Here is a 21,626-nt window from a genome sequence, read left to right as displayed (position 1 = left end):
ATTGACTGAGCCGGATGTTGAGGACGCTCTGGACTATGCGACAGTCCAGAGCCACATAGGGAGATGTGGAATGACCGGGATTCGTCTTTGCTACTTGCGTGGTATCTGCGCGGCGATTGCACTTGCTGCAGTTGCATTGCCCGCACTGGCGATTGGACAACAGCCAGCCTCAATGTCGGCTGCACTGGCGCCGCCTCCAACGCACCCCGACGAATCGGCAGCACGTCAGACCGCCCAGCGCTACCAACAGCTGCTTCCGCTTTACCGCTGGCGTTTGCTCACTGCTGTGGACAAGGATGGAATGCCGCGAGCCTGGTTCGGCGAGGGGGCAGATGCACCGCAGCTGCAATTCGGTGTCGAGGATAAAAGCCCATCAGCGGAACCGTCTCTGCTACTGCATAGCGAGCTGTGCAAGTGGCAGGTGGATGGCGAGGTGGTGCTGCGGCGCTATCAGGTGCAAGGCGCTGATCCGCAGCGCGAGGTGGCCTGGCAGTTGAACCTGCGCAGGCAGCCGCATGAGCGCACGCCTGCATTGACCTGTCAAAAGCCGGCCTACACCGCTGAGCTGCGCCTGCTGCAGATGTTGTCCGGCGGGCATGCGTTGCGTATGCGCGTTGAGCCGGCGAAGAAGGACCGGCCGCAACTGGAGCTTGGCGACGCATTTGGCGGCGTATTGCGTTTCGAAGGAACGCCGCTTGCGCAGGGCACGCGCTACGGTCTGCAGGGAGCGGAACGACTGCTGCAGATCAAGGAGGCATCGGCTACATGCGCGAACAGCTGGCTGCCCGGTAATCGCTGCCTGCTGTTCCGCGAGGTGGCGCTGGATGGTCGGGCGAACGCTGCATCCGATTGGAACGGCGACGTCCTGGCGGTTGACGGCTACAAGCACAGCGCCGGGACCGATGCGATGTTGCTGGTCAGGCGCTATGGAAGCACTGGTGACGACCTTGCAGCGCCGATGAGTTATCGCGCGGAACGCCAGTTGTGGGAACGTGGCGCTGCGGCAGGACCGGACATGATGGCGAGCGTCGCTGGCGTCCGCGCGGATGCGGTGCTGGAGCCCGAGCAGGCAACGTTCTACCCGAAGTTGCTGGCGCGATTCATCGGCCGTGATCGTGGTCTTGCAGGTACTGAGTTCGCCCATCTGTATTACGGCGCATGGTTGCAGCGCAACCTCGGGCCGAAACCGGCCGAAGGCGATTCGCCATTCACCGTGGCCGACGAGCTGGCAGCGGCCGAGGGCTATCTCGAACTGCGCAGGCAGCTTGCTGCGTTGGACGGGGCGGACGGCTCAGCTGGCGCGCGCCTGCAGCTCCACCAGGACTTTCTGGGGCGGTATCCCTTGCATTTGAATGCGCTGGAGAGTCTTGCTGGCGATGACGCGACTGTGCGCCTCGGGTTTGACGGCTTGTTGCAGGCCATCATGGCAAGTGGCGACGGCAACAGTTGCCAATCGCCGTGGATCGTAACGTCGTCTGCTGATATCGGCGTGGTGTTCCGGCATCTGGCGCTGGATCGGGATTACGCGATGGATCTGAAGGAGGACGAAGCTTGCCTACGGGTTGGCTCCGGGGAGGATGGGAAGTACTTCCTCGTGCTGGGCTCGCGATAGCAACAGCTTTTGTAGGGGCGGCGTAAGCCGCGAAGCTGATGCTCTGAAACAAAGCGAGCTTGATCGTTCTACAGCAACTCCCTTGTTGGAGAGTTGGCGAGCTTCGCGGCTTACGCCGCTCCTACAAAGCAGGATCATGTCGCGCTCGCGGATGGAGGTGGAGCGATCAGATGGAAGGTGACTTCAATGTTGGTAATGGCCAGGCACAGGTAAACGAAGCAATATGAAATTCATCTTGATTCTTGCGCTGCTGCTGGCATCCAGCATCGGCACTTCCTTGCTCGCTCCTGTTGGTGTTGCGCATGCCGCGCTGCCACAGGTCGCAGCCGTGTCGCCGTTGGTTGTGGCGGCTGCAGACGCCGGTCTGTTCGCTGATGGCAGGGAGAAAGGAAAGGACGCGCTCTATGCGGTGGCTTTCTTCCTCGTGATCTTCATCCTGATTGGTTGGTTGGCAACGCACCTGTCGCGCGAAAAGAGGTCTGCGAAAGTCGCGCCATTGCCGCGCGTACCGGTGCGCATGCATTGGTATGACGGCACCCAGCTGCCAATCGCGGACTGGGACCGTATCAGCGAGGACGCGCCGGCGGGATTGGATGCCGACGCCACGCATATCCACCGGACCTCGGCGGCCAAGGAGTGGCTGGAAGCGCTCAGCCAGCAGCTGGGGGAGCATTACCGCATCACCGAGTCCGCCGACTTCCTGCTGCTGTCGAACCTGATGGACAGGCCCGGCGAGGTATTCCTCGCGACCTGCCAGCGCCTGCTGGCGCGGATCAATCGCAGCCTTGGCGATCTTGCAGTCGCGCCCGGCCTTGGCAAGCATGTGGTGATGGTGTTCGCCGACCAGGAAGACTATTACGCCTACGTATCGCATTACTACCCGGATGGCGGCGAGTACGCGATGTCCTCGGGCATGTTCATCAAGGCAGGATACGGGCACTTCGTGATGCCGTTGGAGATCCTCGATTCGATGGAGCCGGTGATTGCGCATGAGCTCACGCATTGCCTGCTGCAACACTTGCCGATCCCGGCGTGGTTGAACGAGGGCTTGGCGGTCAACACCGAGCACACCTTGTATCCACAGCTGGCCGCACCCGGCGCACAGATGTACTTCCCGCACGAGATCGCTGCGCAACACGCGGCTTACTGGAACGAAGAGAGCATCCAGTCATTCTGGTCCGGGAAGTCATTCCTGGCTGCGGATGATGGCAACCGGCTCTCCTACGATCTGGCCAAGAAGATCACCGCGTTGGCGGCGGGTGATGAGCGTGCGTTCCGCAAGTTCGTGGCCGCCGCGCAGATGAGCGACGGCGGTTTGGCAGCGGAGCAGCACCTGGGTTATCCGATCCAGAACCTGATCGAAGCGGTACTGGGTGAAGGTGAGTGGACGCCGCGGCCGGAGTCGTGGAAACAAGGTGTGGAGCGGGGGCAGTTCTAGCTTGGCTGGGTAACGGGGCAAGCAATCGCACGAGGCGATGCACGCCTTGTAGGAGCGACGTGAGTCGCGAAGCTGGGTATCGGTGCGCGGTCCTTGGCCATGCAATTGCACGGACCGACCGGCTTTGGGATTTCCAGCTTCGCGGCTTACGCCGCTCCCACAATCAAGGGGCGGATGAGGCTGCAGCGTTGTATGGCGGGTAGTCGATGTAGCCCTTGCCGCTGCCGCCGTAGAAGGTGGTTGGATCGGCCTTGGCAAGCGGATAGCCGTTGCGCAGGCGCTCGACCAGATCGGGGTTGCTGATGAACGGCACACCGAAGCCGGCCATGTCGATCAGACCCTCATCAATCAGTGCCTGCGCCGATTCGCGGTCCAGTCCGCCGGCCAGGATCAAACGGGTTTCCTGCAGCTTGCTGCGGATCGTCCTGAGCAGGTTGTTGAAGCCTGCCTGGCCCGGCGCGCTGCTTGAGTAGCCGGCCTGGTTCATCAGGTGCACGAAGCCCAGCTTGCGCTCGCCGATGGCCTCTGCAAGCGCGGTGTAGGTCTCATCGATCTGCGGGTAGGCGGGCATGTCAAAGAGGTTGCCGTACGGCGAGAGACGAATGCCGGTGCGCTCAGGACCAATGCGCGCGACGATGGCGTCGATCACTTCCAGCGTGAAGCGGATGCGGTTCTCCAACGTGTCAGCGGAGTACTGATCATCGCGATCATTGACCAGCGGGTTGAGGAACTGCTCATGCAGGTAGCCATTGGCGCCGTGGATTTCGACGCCGTCAAAGCCCGCATCAATCGCGTTCTGTGCAGCCTGGGCAAAGTCGTTGACCACGCGTGCAACCTCCTCGGTGCTCAGCTGGCGCGGTGCAGGCGCATCGACCATGCCTGGCAGGCCTTCTTCGTTGTAGCCGAAGGCCTTGGAGTTCGCCGGCTGCTTGCTGCTGGCGCTGACCGGTGCGCGGCCATCGGTCTGGATCGACGGGTGCGACATGCGGCCGACGTGCCACAGCTGGGCGACGATCCTGCCGCCCAGCGCATGCACCGAGTTGGTGGTCAGGCGCCAGCCCTCGATCTGCTCGGGGGTGTAGATGCCCGGATTGAACAGGTAGCCCTGGCCTTCGCGCGAGATTGGCGTGCCTTCGCTGACGATCAGGCCGGCGCTGGCGCGCTGGGCGTAATAGAGGGCAACGCGCTCGTCAGCGATGTCGTTGGGGGCGCGTGCGCGGGTCATGGGCGCCATGGCGATGCGGTTGGAGAGCTTGGTGCCGATGAGGCCGTAGGGCTCGAAGAGCTTGGTCATTGAAGTGTTCCAGGTGGATCCAGACGGGGAGGGTAGTGCCTGTCACGACAGCCGGGAAACCGCTGTCGCAGCATGTATTGCGGAATACATGGGCGCTGTCTGGGGTGTCACAACTGGACGCGATGGAAAGCAGAGTTGCGGTTTGTGCAACATCTGGCCGCCAGCGTGGCTGGCGTTGCAGGAACGGCGGACACCTCGAGGACGCTGGCGGCGGCCGCCGCAATTGCTGATTTCACCTGCGTGGAAAGATCGCCGGCTTCGCGGCTTACGCCGCTACTGCAAGGGTGGCGGTCAACGACGGTGTTGCTGGAACAGCCAATCGCGCCACCAGTTGCCAGGGTGGATATCGGCCGGCGGTGCGTGCGGCAATGCGTCGTACTCCCGCAGTTGTACCTGCTCGCCGCCCGCTGCGCGGATGGCGGCGACAAAGCGCCTGTCAGCGGTGATCGGGTTCTCGTCATCGGCAGTGCCGTGCATGGCCAACACCGGCAGGTTCCTGAACGTGGCGGCATCGGCATTCGCAGGTGCAATGCCCGAGATCGGCACGATGGCGGCGAGCAGGTCTGGCTGCAAGGTGGGCGCCAGCCACGCCGCCGACCCGCCCATCGAGAATCCAAGCGCATAGATCCGCGTGGTGTCGACGGGATTGTCGGCGGCGATCCTGTTCGCCAGCTCGAGCGCGGCGCTGAGCACCGGAGACGCTTCCGCATGTTGATCCGCTGACGCAGGGCCGTAGTTCGCGCTGCGCTCAGGGAACTGCGGCACCAGCACGTAGGCGGGGTATTGCTGCCGTACTTCAGGCATCGCCCAGCTCCTGGCCAAACGGTCGAGTTGGCTGCTGTTGTCCCTGCCTATGCCGCCAGAGCCGTGGAACTGGATGACCAATGGGTAGGTTTCGCCGGCTTTGGGTGCCGTCGGGCGCAACAGTCGATAGGGGATGACCACTCCGCCAGCCGAGGTGAAACTGCCGGTCTCGAACTGGCGAATATCAACCGACGCGAACACCTCCTTGGCCAGCGGTGCTACACCGACGACCTGCTCGGCAGCGGCGCTGCCAAGCGTGCACGCAGCGAGCAGGCCGAAGGCGAATGCCAGGTGACGGTTGCGCATGTTTGATCGTCCCGGTTTGAGTGCCGGTGATTGTAGAGCCGGGCTTTCATGCAGCGCCGCGAGATTAACTCATGGCAGCCATGAGTCAGGCAGGGTGTTGTGGGAGCGGCGTGAGCCGCGAAGCTGAGTATCCCTGCATCGCCGTATACAGGCATGCCCGGGGAGCCTGGATCGCCGGCTTCGCGGTTTGCGCTGCTCCCACGGTCGCTGCATTGAGCTAGCATCAGCGCAATCGGGCAGCCAGGGACTGGAACGCATGCGAAACGCGGTGACACGCTGGCTGTTGCTGGCTACCTTGCTGTATTCCGGTTGCGCGCCTGTGTTGGCCGCGCCCGGCAAGCTGCTGGAGGCGGTTGCCACCGACGGCGCTCCCGCTGGCGCCAAGGCCTGGCGTATCCGCTACGAGACTACCGATGTCGATGGCGATCCGACCCAATCCACCGGCGTGCTGGTTGCGCCTGACGGGCCAAGCCCGGTTCAAGGGCGCGACATCGTGGCATGGGCGCACGGCACCGTGGGCATCGATTCGGCGTGCACGCCGATTCGTACCCTGGACCAGATCCCGGGGCTGGCCGACATGCTGGCGCGGGGATGGGTGGTGGTCGCCAGTGACTACCCGGGACTTGGTACGCGCGGTCCGCACGCCTACCTGGCGGGTGACGCCGCCGCGGCAGCGGTGCTGGACTCGGTGCGCGCCGCGACGGCGCTGCCAGCCGCTGGTGCCAGCCGCAGCTTCGCGGTCTGGGGGCATTCGCAGGGCGGGCATGCGGCGCTGTTCAGCGCGCAACGCGCACGCAGCTATGCGCCCGACCTGCAGTTGCAGGGCGTGGTTGCAGTGTCGCCGCCTACGGAATTGGCAGCCAACATGCAGCATGCCGATACCACGGTTCGCGGCCTGTTGACCGCGTTCACCGCGCGCAGCTGGTCCAGGGTCTACGGCGCCGATCTCTCCACCATTGCCAATGCAACAACCCGCGGCGTGATCGAGCGAGCCACCAGCGGCTGCGAAGGCGATCCGTTCTCGGAGGCGGCATTGGTGCGCTTGTTGCGCTTGCGTGCGCGCCTCGGCAGCCTGGATCTGGGCGGTCGTGCGCCCTGGGATGGCTTGATGGCACGTAATTCGATCACGGCGTTGGCTGCCGGTTCGGCGCCGCTGTTGCTGGTGCAATCCGACGCTGACGGCCTGGTCGCGACGCCGGTCACCTGGCGCTTCTTCGAGCAGAGCTGCAAGCGTGGCGCAGCGGTGAACTACCTGCGTCTGCCAGATACCGGCCATGCCACCACGGCGATCGCCTCGGCGGATCGCGCCATTGCCTGGATCGCCGAACGCTTCAGCGGGCAAGCAGCTGGCAGCGACTGTGGGCTGGCGATGAGCGCTGGTACGGACGCTGGCGGATGAAGCGGCCTTCATGCAATGAACAGCCCGCCCTGGCAGCAGCGTATTCCGCTGTGGTTCCAATCACGGAGACTTCGTCATGTCGCTTGTGCTCTACGGTCATCCATTCTCCTCGTATACGCAGAAGGTGCTGATTGCGCTTTATGAGAACGCCATCGACTTCGAGTTCCGCCAGCTCGGCCCCGACACGCCTGAGCACATCGGCCAGTGGCTGCAGCATTGGCCGCTGGGCAAGTTTCCGTTGCTGCTCGACGGCGAGCGCAGTGTCGTGGAAACCAGCATCATCATCGAATACCTCCAGCTGAAACACGGCGGCGCGGTGCGACTGCTGCCCGATGAACCAATCCAGGCGCTGGACGTGCGCTTTCATGATCGCTTCTTCGACCTGCATGTGATGAGCCCGGTGCAGCATGCAGTGACCGGCGCGCTCAGTGGCGACGATGACAAGCGCGACGAAGCCCGCGCCTTCAGCGTGCAGAAGCTGGAGCTTGCCTACGCCTGGCTGGAAAGCCAGTTGCCGGGCCGCCGATGGGCCTGTGGTGAGGTCTTCTCGATGGCCGATTGCGCCGCGGCGCCTGCGTTGTTCTACGCCGATTGGACACACCGCATCAGCGATGCATACCCGCTGCTGCTGGATTACCGGCAACGCCTGCTGCAGCGACCCTCCTTCGCACGTGCGGTGGATGAGGCGCGCGGCTACCGTCACCTGTTCCCCCTGGGCGCGCCCGATCGTGATTGACGCCCGGCAGCGCGCCTGGTGGTCGCGTTACCCGTGGTCGCCTGTGATCCGCATTGCCGCGTTCGTCACGCCACTGCTGGCACTGCTGTTGTACGCGCGCATCGCTGTCGCACATGCGTCCACCCAACAGCATCGCGGCGATACCGGCTTGGGCATCGCCCTGCTGTTGGGCGCTGTTGCATTGCTGATGCTGGTGGGATTCTTCGTCGACGCAGTGCTGCAGCTGGTGCGCGGGCGCCACTGGAACTGGATCACCGATGCGCTGATCCTGGGGCTGTTGTTGATGCCCTTTTGCTGGGTGGCCTGCAATTGGTTCGGCGTGCATGAGTCGCTCGCCTGCCGGGTGCCGATCAGCCTGTTTGGCACCGTACTGGCGTTGCTTTCGCTGTAATGCCGGACGGCGCGTGCTTTCAGCCGGGTTGCAGGATCAGCGGCTACCGAGCTTTGCCCAGCGCCCACCTTCATGCAGTGACACCTCGAAGCGGGCCCATTGCCGCAACTCCGCAGCGGTTGCATGACCAATGTCGCCAATGCCATCGCCCGCCACCACGGCAAATACCAGGCGATCAGCAGAAGGACCGGAAAGCGCTGGTGTTACCGATACCCGTCGCACGCTCCAGGCGCGACCCAGGCGGCCATTGCTGTAACAGCGGCCGGGTTCGATCAGGTCCGGGTGCAGCGCATCACGCTCCGCATTCTGCTTGGCAAGCTCCAGCAGCTCGGTGAGGCTTTCGTCGGTGATATCGACGAAGGAGTTGAGCTGGCCAATGGCCGCGTGAAAGTCTTCCTGGGTCAAGTCGACATGGCGCTGCGCCGAGGGCACGGCTATGGCCTGCTGGCGACGACGATGCAGCTGCACCGGGTAGCGGCGCCAGGCGAAGCAGGCGTTGAACACGATGCCGGCCAACAGGATGGCGGCGACGTTGATTGCCACCGGGGTGAGCAGGTAGTTGTAGCCCAATGCATGCACGTCGCTACCACCAATCACCGCGGCCAGCGCGGTGGCGCCGCCGGGTGGATGGATGCAGCGCAGGTAGTGCATCGCACCGACGGCCAGGCCGACCGCGAGTGCGCCCGTCCAGGCTTGATCGGGGAACATCAGCTGGCAGCTGACGCCGATGAAGGCGGACACCAGGTGGCCGGCAATCACTGCCCACGGTTGCGACAAGGCACCATGTGGCACGGCAAACACCAGTACCGCGCTCGCCCCCATCGAGGCCAGCATGATCGCGCCGCCTGCGTGGTTGAAGCCTGCGGGGAAGCACCAATGGGTGAGCTGGTAGACCACCGTGATGCCGATCAGCGCGCCCAGTGCGGAAATCCACTTTTCTCCGTGGCTGGTCTGGTTGCGCTCGATGCTCAACCAACTACGGAGTGGATGCAGGGGCTTGCTGCTGGACTTCATGGCGGTGGATGGGTTCAGGGGAGGCTATTTTGCCGCGTTTCCCGTGCTGTACATGAGTCCGGATCGGTTCATTGGCCGTTGGCTGATGCGGATTGGTTTGGTTCTCATGCCGCGGATGCATGCGCCGGCAACCTGAAGCGGTAGGATGTGAAGCGCTCCCCCTCTGTTGTCTGCGTGATGATTCCCGGACCATTGATCTCCTGGCCGTTCCTGCTGATGGTGTTCGTGTTGCCGCTGCTGGGCGGCTTGGTGGCGATAGGTTTGCTTGTGCGGGGCTGGCATTTCCATCGCCACGGCCAGGGCGGCTGGGGCGCGTTCTTCAACTGGAAGGCACGCCTGTGCACCGCGTTTGTAGTGCTGGTGGCGGCCTGGGTAGGGGTGCTGATCTACAAGACCACCGAGTTCAAGCGCGAGTTCGCCATCGAGAGCTGGCAGCGCGGTAGCCGTGCACAGTTCGTGCTGGACCGTGATTTTCAGTATGGCGAGTTCACCGTCCCCAAGGGAACGCTGGTCAATCGCCGCGATGTCTTCGACAACGGCGAGCCGCAACGGCCATTGGGATTGCGTGGTCTGGATGCACTGCAGTTCCCCGAGCCAGTGCAGCTGGCGGGTCTCTGGGTCGATGTACTGGAAACATCTCCCGGGCGCATGCGCTTGGCTGCCGATCAGCGCATCAGCCCGGTCCATCATTCCGATCCGGAGAGTGGTGACTGGGTGGTCGATCCTTCGCGTCCGTTCATCGACTGCAAGGCCGGTGAGGTCGCCTGGTTCAATACACCGTTGATCGACTATGACATCCAGGCCGAGTTCACGACCGGTGAACCGGATGGCGCAGCCGCACGCTTCAAACCCAGCCAATGGCAGTTCACCCATTGTGAGCGCGATTGGGGTCCGCTGGAGATCAAACCGGCCTTCGCCGAGCCGATGCCGGCGGGCGCGACGCCACAGGTTTTCGCGCGGCAGAACTGATCTTCTGCAGCAGGGAGACAGGTTTTACGCAGATTTGATGCGGACCTTGGGGCGTCGCCATCGTCGGTTTATGGAAGCTGCGTGAACACTTCCGCATCGCCGCGCAGCTCGCGCGGCCGCTTCCGGAAATCCCATGAAACGCTCACGTTCTTCGTTGTACTTTGCTGCCTTCATCGCACTCACCGCCAGCGCGGATGCATTGGCCATCGACACCAGCGGCAGTGCTGGCCTGACCAGCGACTATGTCTGGCGCGGTTCCAGCCAGAGCCAGGGTGATGCTGCCGTGCAGGCTGGTTTCCGCGTTGCCGGCGATAGTGGCTTCTACGCCTCGGCTTGGGGATCCAGCGTGGAGTTCGCACCGGAAATACATGCCAGCAGCGAGTTGGACTTCGTCGTTGGTTGGAACGGGAAGCTGGCCGATGACTGGGCATTGGATGCCAACCTGCTGCATTACCGGTATCCGGCAACGACCGTCGACCTGAACTGGACCGAGCTCAATACCACGCTGACCTGGAAGGACGACTACTGGTTGTCGCTGGGTTGGTCGCCGGAGGCGCTGGGCACCAACCAGGATGGTCTGTACACCCAGTTGGGTGCACGAATGCTGCTGTCACCGCAACTTCGTCTTGAGGCCGCCGCTGGTTGGTACCAGTTGCAGGATGCGGTGGGCGGTGGCTACGCCCACGGACAGGTCAGTGCGATCTGGGCAGTGGCAGCGCCGATCGAGCTGCGGTTGAGTGGGCACTTCACCGACCAGCAGGCAGGTGATCTGTTTGGTGACCAGGCCGCTGGCACACGTTGGGAAGCTGCCGTGCAGGCGTCGTTCTGACAGGGCCCGGCTTTGTGGGAGAGCGCGCCGTTTTTGTAGGAGCGGCGTAAGCCGCGAAGCCGGGAACTGCTGGCAGCCAGTTGCCCAACGATCTGATGGTGTGTGAGCTTCGCGACTTACGTCGCTCCCACAAGAAGGCTGGGTGCCCTTGTGGGAGCGGCATCAGCCGCGAAGCTGGCATCAATGAGCAGCCATATCGATTGCGATCTGGTGGTCCATCAGTTTCGCGACTTACGTCGCTCCCACAAAACGGCGTTGGTGCCGGTCCGTCAGCGGCTTTCGGCTGGTGCCTGTGCTTTGATGCTGCTTCGACCTTGCTTCCTGTTACCGGCGAAGGTCAGTGACAGGTGGATGAGGGCGATAAGCGCGATGATCATGGCCGATTCACCATGGCTTGCCAGGAACGCCATAAGCAAACCAATGAATCCAAAGATGGAAAGGACATCGAACAGCAGGCGACTGAAGCGCCACGCAGCAACCAGGATCAGCAGATACAGCGCCGCTGGCAGTGCCGGCGTCCGGGCCATGAAGTAGATAATTTCCATCTCGGGGATGCATGCTTGTTGGGTTGTTGGAGGCGAATTCTAGGTACGTCACATGTGCTGGGTATGCGGCCAATGTGAAGCGAATTTGAAGTGCTGAATGCCTGCGCCTGGCGTTTGAAAAAGTTCTGGAAATCCGTCGCTGGCTGCGGTTAGCTTTTGCCACTCCGTAGACATTCAACAGACGACCTTGAACTCTTCCGATCGAACCAACTGGCCGCGAACAGTACGCATCGTCTTGCTGCTTGCAGTGCTGACGCTTGCCGGCGGCTGGCTATGGCAGCAGCCCTTCGCCGTGGTCGCCCGCGAAGGCTGGAAGCTTTCACGCTTGCCGGCACCAACCGTGATCCTCGTACCCGTGCAGGGCATCAAGCCACGGCAGATTGCCGACACCTTCGGCGCGCCACGCGGGCGCGACCGCAAGCACCATGGTGTGGATATCTTCGCCAAACGCGGCACACCGGTTGTCGCCGCTACCCCGGGCGTGGTGGCGGCGGTGCGCGACAGCGGCCTGGGTGGCCGCCAGGTGTGGGTGATCGGACCGGCTGGGCAACGGCACTACTACGCCCATCTTCAGGATTGGGCGCCCGGGCTGGCCTATGGGCGAATCGTGAAGGCCGGTGATGTGCTGGGCTTCGTGGGTGATAGCGGCAATGCACGTGGCACGCCGCCGCATCTGCACTACGGCATCTATGGCGGCGAAGGCCCCTTCGACCCGCTGCCGCTGATGCATGCAGGCCAGCCGCGCAAGCGGTAAGGTACGCCCCCTGCAAGCCGCCTTCCCGCGGCGTGAGCTGTGCTGAACGATGCTGATTGATCAATTCGACCGTGAACACCTGTGGCACCCCTACAGCGCCCTCGGCAGCCCGGTGCCGGTGCTCAAGGTTGCCCGCGCCGATGGCGTGCTGCTGCAGCTGGAAGATGGTACCCGGCTGATCGACGGCATGGCCTCGTGGTGGTGTGCCATTCATGGTTACAACCATCCGCAGCTGAACCAGGCGGTGGTTGACCAGCTGGGCCGCATGTCGCACGTGATGTTCGGCGGGCTTACCCACGAGCCGGCCATCGCGCTGGGCAAGCAGCTGCTGCAGATCGCGCCCAAGGGGTTGGACGCGATCTTCTACGCGGACTCCGGCTCGGTTTCGGTGGAAGTGGCGCTGAAGATGGCGATCCAATACCAGACTGCGCGCGGCAAGCCGGGCAAGTGCAATATCGCCACCACGCGCTCGGGCTATCACGGTGATACCTGGAACGCGATGTCGGTATGCGATCCAGTTACCGGCATGCATGGCTTGTTTGGCACTTCACTGCCGACACGCCGTTTCGTGCCCGCGCCACAGACGCGCTTCGGCGAGGAATGGGATCCGGCCGATATCGCAGCGCTTGCGCAGTTGTTTGCTGAAAGCGCCGATGAACTGGCTGCCTTCATCATCGAGCCGGTGGTGCAGGGCGCGGGTGGCATGCGCTTCTACCATCCGCAGTACCTGCGTGAGCTGGAACGGCTATGCCGCGAACACGACGTATTGCTGATCTGCGATGAGATCGCCACTGGCTTCGGTCGCAGCGGCCGATTGTTTGCCTGCGAGCATGCTGGCATCAGCCCCGACATTCTGTGCATCGGCAAGGCATTGACCGGCGGTTACATGACGCTGGCGGCGACGCTGTGCACGCGCGAGATTGCCGATGTGATCGCCAGCGCCGAGCCGGGCGTGTTCATGCACGGCCCGACCTTCATGGCCAATCCGCTGGCCTGCGCGGTCGCACTGGCCTCGGTGCAGCTGCTGCTGTCGCAGGATTGGCAGGGCAGGGTGGCGGCGATCGAACAAGGTCTTGAACTCAGTCTGGCGCCCGCGCGCAGCTTGCCGCAGGTGGCCGATGTGCGCGTGCTTGGGGCCATCGGCGTGATCGAATTGAAAGCATCGCTGCGGCTGGAACGCATCCAGCAGAGGATGCTGGAGCACGGCATCTGGATCCGGCCGTTCGGCCGACTGGTTTATGTGATGCCACCGTTTGTTATTGACGATGCACAGCTGCAGCAGCTGTGCGAAGCCATGGTCGCGCTGGTGGCCAGCCTGCAGGAAGAGGATATGCGCGCATGAGCGGCAAGGTCGTATTTGTCAGTGGCATCGATACCGAGATCGGCAAGACCGTAGTCACCGGTTGGCTGGCGCAGCAATGGGCGGCGCAGGGCGAGGACGTGATCACCCAGAAATTGGTGCAGACCGGTTGCGTGGCCGCTTCCGATGACATCCTGCTGCACCGGCGCATCATGGGCACTGGCTTGTTTGAAGAGGACCGTGACGGCACCACGATGCCGGCGCTGTTTGCCTATCCGGCATCGCCGCATCTGGCTGCGCGTTTGGAGCAGCGGGCTTTGGATCTAACTGCCATCGAGTCTGCGACCGCACGTTTGTGCGAACGCTACGAGACGGTTTTGATCGAGGGTGCCGGTGGTTTGATGGTGCCGCTGACCGAGCAGCTGCTGACGATTGACTACGTTGCGCAGAAAGGCTGGCCGGTGTTGCTGGTGACCTCCGGGCGCCTGGGTTCGATCAACCACACCTTGCTGTCGTTGGAAGCGCTGGCGGCGCGTGGCATCGCCCTGCATGGCGTGGCTTGGAACAGCCGCGATGACAGCAGTGATGAAGTGATTGCGGCTGATAGCCGTGGCTTCATTCGCGACTGGGTGTTGAAGCGGTTTCCGGATGCGGTGTGGTACGACGTGCCGCGGATTGATCTGGGCTGATTGGGTTCCTCGCGAAAAGCACCCCTCCCCAACCCTCCCCTGCGCGTTGCGCAAGGGAGGGGGCAGATGGTGCAGGGCTGATTGGGTTCCTCGCGAAAGGCACCCCTCCCCAACCCTCCCCTGCGCGTTGCGCAAGTGAGGGGGCTGATCATGCAGGCTTGAGGCTGTTGCTTGCGCCCCCTCCCTTTGCCGCAGGCAAGGGGAGGGTTGGGGAGGGGTGCTTCTGCTCCTGCTCCTGCTTCAGTCGCAGATACCCCTACTTCTTCAACTTGTACGCCAACACGTAGTCGCCAGCCTTGGTCCCGGTCGAACCATGACCACCCGCCACCAGCAGCACCATCTGCTCGCCCTGGCTGTTGAGGTAGGTCATCGGCGTGGCCTGTCCGCCGGCCGGAATACGGACATCCCACAGCACCTTGCCGCTGGCCAGGTCGTAGGCGCGGAAGTTGTCGTCGGTGGCCGCGCTCATGAAGGCCACGCCGCTTGCGGTCAGCATCGGTCCACCAATGCCGGGCACGCCGATGCGGATTGGTAGCGGCAGCGGTGACAGATCGCGGATGGTGCCGTTGCGGTGCTGGTAGGCGATCTTGCCGGTGCGCAGATCGGCGGCGGCAACCGTGCCCCATGGTGGCACCTGGCAGGGGACGCCAATGGGCGACATGAAGGGCGTCATTTCCACCGCATAGTCGGCGCCCTTGTTCTCATTCAAGCCATGCTCGCCCTTGTTCATCTCGCGGCCGCTGGTTTCATGCTTGGGCACCAGCTTGGAGACGAAGGCCAGGTAGGTGGGCATGCCGAACATCACCTGCCGCTGCGGGTCCACTGCCACGCTGCCCCAGTTGAAGGTGCCGAAGTTGCCCGGATAGATCAGGCTGCCCTGCAGCGTCGGCGGTGTGTAACGGCCTTCGTAGCGCAGTTGCCGGTACTGGATGCGGCACAGCATCTGGTCGATCAGGCTCGCGCCCCACATATCGGCTTCGCGCAGCGGTTTGGGCTCGAAGCTCAGCGCGGACACGGGTTGCGTGGGTGCGGCGAACTGGCCTGGGATGTCCACGTACTGCGGTGCGGTGCGTTGGCTGATCGGCAGCAAGGGCTTGCCGTCGCGGCGGTCCAGCACGTACACGTCGCCTTGTTTGGTCGGCTGCACCAGCGCCGGGATGCGACCTTGTGGCAGGTCCAGATCGAGCAGCACCGGTTGCGCTGGTGTGTCCATGTCCCACAGGTCGTGGTGCACGAATTGCTGCACCCAGCGCACCTGGCCACTGGCAATATCCAGGGCAACTACCGATGAGGCGTAGGTTTCCTCTGCGGGGCTGCGGTACATGCCGAGCTGGTCCGGGGTGCGGTTGCCCATCGGGAAGTAAGCCACGCCCAGTGCTTCATCGGCGCTGGCCACCGACCAGCTGTTGGGCGAGCTGGGCGTGTAGACCTGGTTGGGGTTGTTCGGGTCCAGCGGCGCGGTCTGGGTGGGGTTGCCCGAATCCCAGTTCCACAGCAGCTTGCCGCTGTGCACGTCATAGGCGCGGATCACCCCGGAGGGCGAGTTGATCGCATAGTCGTCGTTCACTGCACCGGCGATGATGACCTTGCCACCTGCTATCAGCGGCGGCGAGGTGGAGTAGTAGTAACCGGCCTGCTTGAACGGCATGTTGTGCAGCAGGTCGAGCACGCCGTTGTTGCCGAAGTCGCTGCAGTGTTCGCCAGTCTGCGCGTCCAGTGCATGCAGCTTGGCGTCGGCGCTGGGCAGGAACACGCGGCTGCTGCAGGTGTGCACGCCGGTTGCTGCGCTTGTTGCGGCGGGGGCCACGGGTTCAGTGAAGTACGACAGCCCGCGGCAGGTCTGATGCTGGCGCTGCGGTTCCATGCCAGCGCCCGGGTCGAACTTCCACAGCACCTTGCCGCTGTCGGCATCCAGCGCGAACGCCAGGCTGTGTGGCGTGCACAGGTACAGCGTGTTGCCGATCTTCAACGGGGTGACTTCGTAGGTGGTCTCGCCCACGTCCTGCGGCAGGCGCACATCACCGGTCTGCATCTGCCAGGCCAGCTGCAGCTGACCGACATTGGCCGGGGTGATCTGCGCCAGCGGCGAGTAACGTTGACCGTAGCCGCTGCGGCCGTAGGCCTGCCATTCGCCCTCCGGCTGCGCGGTGTCGCCCAGTGCCGGATTGGCGTTGACGATGTCCATCGGCAGGCGGCCATCGGTCTCATGCAGGTGCCGCGGGATGCAGGCGAAGGCGACCGCGGCCACGCCCAGCGAGGCCAGCAGCACCGGCCAGCCGGCCGGGCCGGTGTAACCACGCGGGCTGGAGCGGCGCGAGGCGGGCAAGGCCATCAGCAGGCCGAGCAGGGCGGGCAGGCCAACGCGGGTGGCCAACGGCCACCAGTACAGGCCGGCCTCCCACAGCGACCAGCCCAGCAGCGCCAGTAACCAGCCGGCGTACAGCCAGGTCGGCCAGCGCCGGTGTCGCCACAGGCCCCACGCCACGGCCAACAGCAGCAGTCCGCTCAGCAGGTAGAACGGGCTGCCGTGCAGCGCCAGCAGCCAGCCACCACCCACTGCCAGGGCCAGCCCGAACAGCGTGGTCAACAACAGGGTCAGAACACGCATGGCGTCCCCGCAGCTCCGGAAGATGCGGCCATGCTGCGCCACGGCATGTCTGCATGGCGTCATGCGCACTCTTAACATTCCCGCCGTAGAATCGGAGCCCTGCCGACCAGGGACTGAGCATGAGCATTCTGGACTTCATCAGAAAGGAACTGATCGAGATCATCGAGTGGACCGATGACTCGCGTGACACGCTGTCGTACCGCTGGCCGGATGACGACCGCCAGATCAAGAACGGCGCACAACTGATCGTGCGCGAGTCGCAGATGGTGCAGTTCGTCGCTGCCGGCCAGTACGCCGATCTGTTCGGCCCGGGCAAGCACACGCTCAGCACCCAGAACATTCCGGTGCTGTCCACCATCCTGGGTTGGAAGTACGGCTTCGAATCGCCGTTCAAATGCGATGTCTACTACCTCAACACGCGCCTGTTCACCGGCAACAAGTGGGGCACGTCCAATCCGGTGATGATGCGCGACGCCGATTTCGGCGTGGTCCGCCTGCGCGCGTTTGGTACCTACGATTTCCGTATCGTCGACCCGCCGAAGTTCCTCAAGGAAGTGGCCGGTACCGACCAGAATTTCCGCCTGGATGAGTTCGCCGACACCATGCGTTCGCGCATCGTCAGCGTGTTCACCGAGGCGCTGGCCAAGGCCGGCGTGCCGGCGCTGGATGTGGCCTCGCGTTACTCCGAGCTGGGCGAAGCCTTGCTGCCGATCATCAACCCGGCGATGACCGACAAGTACGGCATCGAGGTCACCAGCTTCATCCTGGAGAACGTGTCGGTGCCGCCGGAAGTGGAGCAGGCCATCGACAAGCGCTCCAGCATGGGCGTGATCGGCAACCTCAACGACTACGTGAAGTACCAGATGGGCCACGGCATGGGCGAGGGCGGCGAAGGTGCAACCGCCGCTGCGGTGCCGGCACAGATGGCGATGGGCTTTGGCATGGCGCAGGAGATGATGCGCAACATGCAGACCGGTGCGCCGGTGGTGCCGGGTGCTGCTGCACCGCCGCCGTTGCCGGCTGCCGGTGATGCCGTGGCGCTGGACGTGCTCACCCCCGAACAGGCTGCACAGGCCTTGTCGGTATCGGTCGAGGACGTGATGGCGTCGATCGCCTCAGGTGACCTGAAGGCACGCAAGATCGGCAATGCCACCCGCATCGCCCGCTCGGCACTGGAAGAGTTCCTGCGCGGCTGATGAACAACGCAACAGTTGGCAAGCATCCCTGCCCGGAATGCGGCGGGGATCTGCAATGGAATGCCGGCAAGCAAGCCCTGGCCTGCCCCTACTGCGGCACCATCGTGCCGCTGTCGGAGGCGGCCATGGGCGTGGGCGATGGCAGTGCCGGCGTGGTCGAGCAGGACCTGCTGGCGGCACTGAAGCGATTGCAGGACGAGGCGAACCAGCCGCCGCCATTGCCGCCACAGCCGCAGGGCGGTGTGGTCGGCATGCTGCAGAGCATGGCCGCCACCCCGGCCGAGCAACGCGGCTACGGCGCGCAGCCGCGCGAGGTGCAATGCCAGAGTTGTCATGCGATCTCGGTCTTCGTCGACCGCAAGGTGGCCGACCGTTGCGAGTTCTGCGGCTCGCCATCGATCATCGACCACGAGTCGCTGGGCGATGCGATCACCCCGCAGAGCGTGCTGCCGTTCAAGATCAGCGACGGCCAGGTCCGCGACATCATCCGCAAGTGGTATGGCACGCGCTGGTTCGCGCCGAGCAAGCTCAAGCGCGCGGCGCTGACCGATACGCTCAAGGGCATGTACCTGCCGTACTGGACGTTCGATGCGCAGGTCGCCGCACGTTGGACCGCCGAGGCGGGGTATTACTACTACGTCACCGTCAGCTACCGCGATTCCAAGGGCAATACGCAGACCCGGCAGGAACGGCGTGTGCGCTGGGAACCGGCATCCGGTTCATTGCAGCATTTCTTCGATGATGAGCTGGTGCCGGGCACGGTAGGCGTGCATCCGGAACTGCTGGGCAAGATCGGCCAGTTCCCGACCATCACCGATTTGAAGCCGTATTCGCCCGAGTTCGTGCGCGGCTGGACGGTGGAGCGTTACCAGGTGGATCTGCGCCAGGCCGCGCAGCTCGGTGAGGAACAGATGCAGACGCAGACCCGCTACCTGTGTTCCGAGCAGGTGCCGGGCGACACCCAGCGCAACCTGCAGGTGCAGGCCACGTACAGCAAGCGCACCTTCAAGCACATCCTGGTGCCGGTGTGGCTGGTCAGCTACACCTATGGCTCGCGCAGCTACCAGGTGCTGGCCAATGGCTACACGGGGCAACTGGCGGGTGAGCGTCCGTATAGCGCGTGGAAGATATTCTTCGCGGTGCTCGCGGGTGTGCTCGCCTTGCTGGTGCTGATGTACGTGTTGGGGATGGCGCAGTAACCGCGCGGCTATTGCTGTCGTCGGGCATATAGCCCGTGCCGTTGCTTTTGTGGGAGCGGCGTAAGCCGCGAAGCAGATGCATCATCAGATGGCTCAGACGCTGGTTGTTTCAGCGCTGTCAGCTTCGCGGCTTACGCCGCTCCTACAAAAGCGCAGCGATCGCGTTCGACCATTCCTGCAGATCCTGCGTGTCCGGTCAGCGGTTGCGCTTACCCGCAGCTGCAAAGCTGCACCAGCCGCTTAATCGCCCAGATGCAGCACCGGCATGAAGCCGCCATAGACCAAGCGCTTGCCGTCGAACGGCATCGGATTGGTGGCTGGGTCCATGCGTGGGTCTTCCATCATTTTCTGCATGCCGGCATCGCGGGTGGCCTTGTCCGGCCATTCGATCCACGAGAACACCACGGCTTCATCGTCCCTGGCCTGCACGGCGCGGTAGAAGTCGGTCAGGGTCCCGTGTGGCACGTCGTCGGACCAGCATTCGGTCACCCGCAAGGCACCGAACTCGATGAAAAGGGCATCGGCAATATGCGCGTGCTCGATGAACCGGGCTTTGTTGGCCAGCGGCACGGCGGCCAGGAAACCATCTACGTAAGACATGTCGGGCCTCGCAGGGTGGGCGGCATGGGGCCGCCTTCGGTGGAACCGCGTTAATGGGCGACATCGATTCTGCGCTGGACAATGTTTCGGTCCCGCAAAAACTCCGTTGTGAGCCGTCCTTGCACGCAGCGGAAGCACGGTTATGTGGCCTGGCGCACAACGGATCGGCGACGAACCGCCAACGGCATTGATATTGATCAGGGTCGGCTGGCGTTGGCCTGCCGACAATGGCCTTGCTTCGGGTAAGGCAGGGAACATGAACCAGCTTCAGGAAGTCGATTCGCGAGCCAGCCCGGCTCCGTGCCACCGCATCCGTACCAGCAGGCGTGGTGACAGGGGGCGAGGGGGCAAGAGAGGGGTCAATGAATGCCCGTCGCTGCCGTTATGGGGAAGCACCCCGTTCAAAGCCTGCACCGGCACGCTGCTGGCGCCAGAAAGCCCCCGTTGTGAAAGACCTTGCTTCGCCGGCGCCGCCCCCGTGGTCTCGGTGAGCGCTGGGCGGCTGGATGAGGCGGCCTGCTTGCCTGGCAGCCGCGCAGGAACGGCTGCCAGGTACTTACCCGAAAGATCGCATACCGCCAGCGTTGGCTGGCACCAGGAGAGTAGTGATGCAGTTTGTTTCCCGTAATGCACTGGCCGCCGCGCTGGCTGCGCTGTGCCTGCCGGCCGTGGCCTGGGCCCAGGATGCAGCGCCCGCCACCAAGGTGTCGGCGCAGATCTTCGTCAACGCCAGCCAGCTGGATCGTGATGGCGTGGTCACCGACGATGAAGGCCTGGCGCTGGATCTGAAGCGCACCTTCATCACCGTCGATCACCGCTTCAACCAGCACTGGACGGCGCAGGTCACCACTGATGTGCAGTGGCTGCGCAACAGCGACCCCACCGACGTGTGGTTGCGCCATGCCTACCTGCAGCGCAGCTTCGGCAAGGGCAACTGGCTGCGGCTGGGCAATGCGCCGCTGCCGTGGATCCAGCAGGAGTCGGCACGTGATGGCTACCGCTACGTCGATGGCGCCTTGATCACCCGCAGCAAGATGGGCAATGCCGCCGACTACGGCGTGCACGGCCAGTACACACGTGGCGATTTCACCTATGCCGCTTCGGTGGTCACCGGCGGTGGTTACCAGAAGCCGCGCCTGGGCAATCGCCCGGACATCGAGGCGCGTGTGGGTTGGGTACCGGCCAAGGGCGTTGAGCTGGCGCTGGGCGGCTATCGCGGTACCCGCGCGCTGGATGCCGGCGACATGCCGCGGCAGCACACCGCGCAGCGCTGGAACGCGATGGCCAGCTGGGTCGGCGAGCGTGGCCGGATCGGCGCGCAGTACTTCCGTGCCGAGGACTGGACCCGCGTGGTCAAGCCGGGCAGCGACGACCAGCGCGGCTGGTCGGTGTGGGGCAGTTACCAGTTGAGCCCGCAGTACGCAGTGTTCACCCGCCACGAAGAAACCCGGATGAGCCTGGATATCGATCCGCGCACCCGCGAGCGTTATCACATGGTCGGTGTGGAATGGAAACCGAACAAGCACCTGCGTCTGGCAGCGGTGGGCAAGCAGCTGAAGCAGGAGACGGCGACGAAGTCGCTGGAAAGCCATGAAGCCGGCTTGTGGGCGCAGATAGCGTTCTAAGCGTTTTGCGCTGAACCTCCGGCGAGGCTGGCGTTGCTCCTCCCCGTTGGCGTAAGCCAAGGGGGAGGTTGGGAGGGGGTTGGCTTTTACTTGAAGCTTTGGGGTTGTTGCGAAGAGCCCCCCTCCCCAACCCTCCCCTTCGCTGTGCGAAAGGGAGGGGGCGTGGCTGCTTGCGTGGCCGGGAGCGCTTGGCTCCTCCCCGTTGGCGTAAGCCAAGGGGGAGGTTGGGAGGGGGTTGGCTTTTACTTGAAGCTTTGGGGTTGTTGCGAAGAGCCCCCCTCCCCAACCCTCCCCTTCGCTGTGCGAAAGGGAGGGGGC

The 21,626-nt window shown here is 63.8% G+C and carries 19 protein-coding genes; 13 read left to right on the top strand and 6 right to left on the bottom strand.

The window, feature by feature from the left end:
* Positions 1–70: 70 nt before the first annotated feature.
* Both QMX78_RS09295 and QMX78_RS09290 read left to right on the top strand, forming a co-directional pair.
* Positions 71–1,612, top strand: a complete 1,542-nt coding sequence (locus tag QMX78_RS09295) for a DUF4919 domain-containing protein (RefSeq protein ID WP_282268700.1) — start codon at positions 71–73, stop codon at positions 1,610–1,612.
* 223 nt (positions 1,613–1,835) lie between these two features.
* Entirely contained in the window at positions 1,836–3,050 is a 1,215-nt protein-coding gene (locus QMX78_RS09290) for a hypothetical protein (RefSeq protein ID WP_282268699.1), read from the top strand.
* 163 nt (positions 3,051–3,213) lie between these two features.
* Here the strand turns inward: QMX78_RS09290 and QMX78_RS09285 are convergent, their stop codons facing one another.
* On the bottom strand, positions 3,214–4,344 hold the full coding sequence (locus QMX78_RS09285) for an alkene reductase (protein WP_282268697.1): 1,131 nt from the start codon (positions 4,342–4,344) through the stop codon (positions 3,214–3,216).
* Positions 4,345–4,635: 291 nt separating this feature from the next.
* A complete protein-coding gene (locus QMX78_RS09280) occupies positions 4,636–5,454 on the bottom strand; it encodes a PHB depolymerase family esterase (RefSeq protein ID WP_282268695.1) in 819 nt (272 codons plus the stop codon).
* Positions 5,455–5,710: 256 nt separating this feature from the next.
* Between QMX78_RS09280 and QMX78_RS09275 the strand changes: the two genes are divergently transcribed.
* The 3 genes from QMX78_RS09275 (at position 5,711) to QMX78_RS09265 (ending at position 7,980) form a co-directional block, all read left to right on the top strand.
* Positions 5,711–6,853, top strand: coding sequence for an alpha/beta fold hydrolase (locus QMX78_RS09275; RefSeq protein ID WP_282268693.1), 1,143 nt, complete (start codon positions 5,711–5,713; stop codon positions 6,851–6,853).
* Between the two features lie 76 nt (positions 6,854–6,929).
* Complete coding sequence (locus tag QMX78_RS09270) at positions 6,930–7,589, top strand: glutathione S-transferase family protein (RefSeq protein ID WP_282268692.1); 660 nt, start codon at positions 6,930–6,932, stop codon at positions 7,587–7,589.
* Positions 7,582–7,980, top strand: coding sequence for a hypothetical protein (locus QMX78_RS09265; protein WP_282268691.1), 399 nt, complete (start codon positions 7,582–7,584; stop codon positions 7,978–7,980). Before QMX78_RS09270 ends, QMX78_RS09265 begins: the two co-directional genes overlap by 8 nt.
* 36 nt (positions 7,981–8,016) lie before the next feature.
* Here the strand turns inward: QMX78_RS09265 and QMX78_RS09260 are convergent, their stop codons facing one another.
* Entirely contained in the window at positions 8,017–8,994 is a 978-nt protein-coding gene (locus QMX78_RS09260; RefSeq protein ID WP_282268689.1) for an HPP family protein, read from the bottom strand.
* A 147-nt stretch (positions 8,995–9,141) separates the two neighbouring features.
* On the opposite strand from QMX78_RS09260, the gene QMX78_RS09255 reads away from it, so the two are divergent.
* Both QMX78_RS09255 and QMX78_RS09250 read left to right on the top strand, forming a co-directional pair.
* Complete coding sequence (locus QMX78_RS09255; protein ID WP_282268687.1) at positions 9,142–9,963, top strand: hypothetical protein; 822 nt, start codon at positions 9,142–9,144, stop codon at positions 9,961–9,963.
* 133 nt (positions 9,964–10,096) lie between these two features.
* Positions 10,097–10,792, top strand: coding sequence for a TorF family putative porin (locus QMX78_RS09250; RefSeq protein WP_282268686.1), 696 nt, complete (start codon positions 10,097–10,099; stop codon positions 10,790–10,792).
* Between the two features lie 269 nt (positions 10,793–11,061).
* On the opposite strand, the gene QMX78_RS09245 is transcribed toward QMX78_RS09250, so the two are convergent.
* Positions 11,062–11,337 carry a hypothetical protein gene (locus tag QMX78_RS09245; RefSeq protein WP_282268684.1) on the bottom strand — a complete coding sequence of 92 codons (276 nt, stop codon included), beginning with the start codon at positions 11,335–11,337 and terminating at the stop codon, positions 11,062–11,064.
* 187 nt (positions 11,338–11,524) lie between these two features.
* On the opposite strand from QMX78_RS09245, the gene QMX78_RS09240 reads away from it, so the two are divergent.
* Genes QMX78_RS09240 through bioD form a run of 3 tightly spaced genes read left to right on the top strand, consistent with a single transcriptional unit; the run spans position 11,525 to position 14,080 of the window.
* Positions 11,525–12,091 carry a M23 family metallopeptidase gene (locus tag QMX78_RS09240; protein WP_282268681.1) on the top strand — a complete coding sequence of 189 codons (567 nt, stop codon included), beginning with the start codon at positions 11,525–11,527 and terminating at the stop codon, positions 12,089–12,091.
* Positions 12,092–12,140: 49 nt separating this feature from the next.
* Positions 12,141–13,433: an adenosylmethionine--8-amino-7-oxononanoate transaminase gene (bioA, locus tag QMX78_RS09235; protein ID WP_282268677.1), complete on the top strand. Its 1,293-nt coding sequence runs from the start codon at positions 12,141–12,143 to the stop codon at positions 13,431–13,433.
* Positions 13,430–14,080, top strand: coding sequence for a dethiobiotin synthase (gene bioD / locus QMX78_RS09230; protein ID WP_282268675.1), 651 nt, complete (start codon positions 13,430–13,432; stop codon positions 14,078–14,080). Before bioA ends, bioD begins: the two co-directional genes overlap by 4 nt.
* A gap of 256 nt (positions 14,081–14,336) precedes the next feature.
* Here the strand turns inward: bioD and QMX78_RS09225 are convergent, their stop codons facing one another.
* On the bottom strand, positions 14,337–16,688 hold the full coding sequence (locus QMX78_RS09225; RefSeq protein WP_282268673.1) for a membrane-bound PQQ-dependent dehydrogenase, glucose/quinate/shikimate family: 2,352 nt from the start codon (positions 16,686–16,688) through the stop codon (positions 14,337–14,339).
* Positions 16,689–16,807: 119 nt separating this feature from the next.
* Between QMX78_RS09225 and QMX78_RS09220 the strand changes: the two genes are divergently transcribed.
* The gene (locus QMX78_RS09220; RefSeq protein ID WP_282268671.1) at positions 16,808–17,884 is read left to right on the top strand and encodes an SPFH and helix-turn-helix domain-containing protein; all 1,077 of its coding nucleotides are present in this window, start codon (positions 16,808–16,810) and stop codon (positions 17,882–17,884) included.
* Positions 17,884–19,083, top strand: coding sequence for a hypothetical protein (locus QMX78_RS09215; protein ID WP_282268669.1), 1,200 nt, complete (start codon positions 17,884–17,886; stop codon positions 19,081–19,083). Before QMX78_RS09220 ends, QMX78_RS09215 begins: the two co-directional genes overlap by 1 nt.
* A gap of 240 nt (positions 19,084–19,323) precedes the next feature.
* Here the strand turns inward: QMX78_RS09215 and QMX78_RS09210 are convergent, their stop codons facing one another.
* Positions 19,324–19,683, bottom strand: a complete 360-nt coding sequence (locus tag QMX78_RS09210) for a DUF1428 domain-containing protein (protein ID WP_282268666.1) — start codon at positions 19,681–19,683, stop codon at positions 19,324–19,326.
* Between the two features lie 608 nt (positions 19,684–20,291).
* Here QMX78_RS09210 and QMX78_RS09205 point away from each other — a divergent pair.
* Positions 20,292–21,308 carry a hypothetical protein gene (locus QMX78_RS09205; protein WP_282268664.1) on the top strand — a complete coding sequence of 339 codons (1,017 nt, stop codon included), beginning with the start codon at positions 20,292–20,294 and terminating at the stop codon, positions 21,306–21,308.
* Positions 21,309–21,626: the final 318 nt, after the last annotated feature.

Origin of the sequence: Stenotrophomonas sp. PS02298, assembly GCF_029959445.1 — a bacterium.
Taxonomy (GTDB): domain Bacteria; phylum Pseudomonadota; class Gammaproteobacteria; order Xanthomonadales; family Xanthomonadaceae; genus Stenotrophomonas.
The sequence above is the reverse complement of the archived record's forward strand: the minus strand, read 5'-3'. Positions and strand labels throughout refer to the sequence as shown.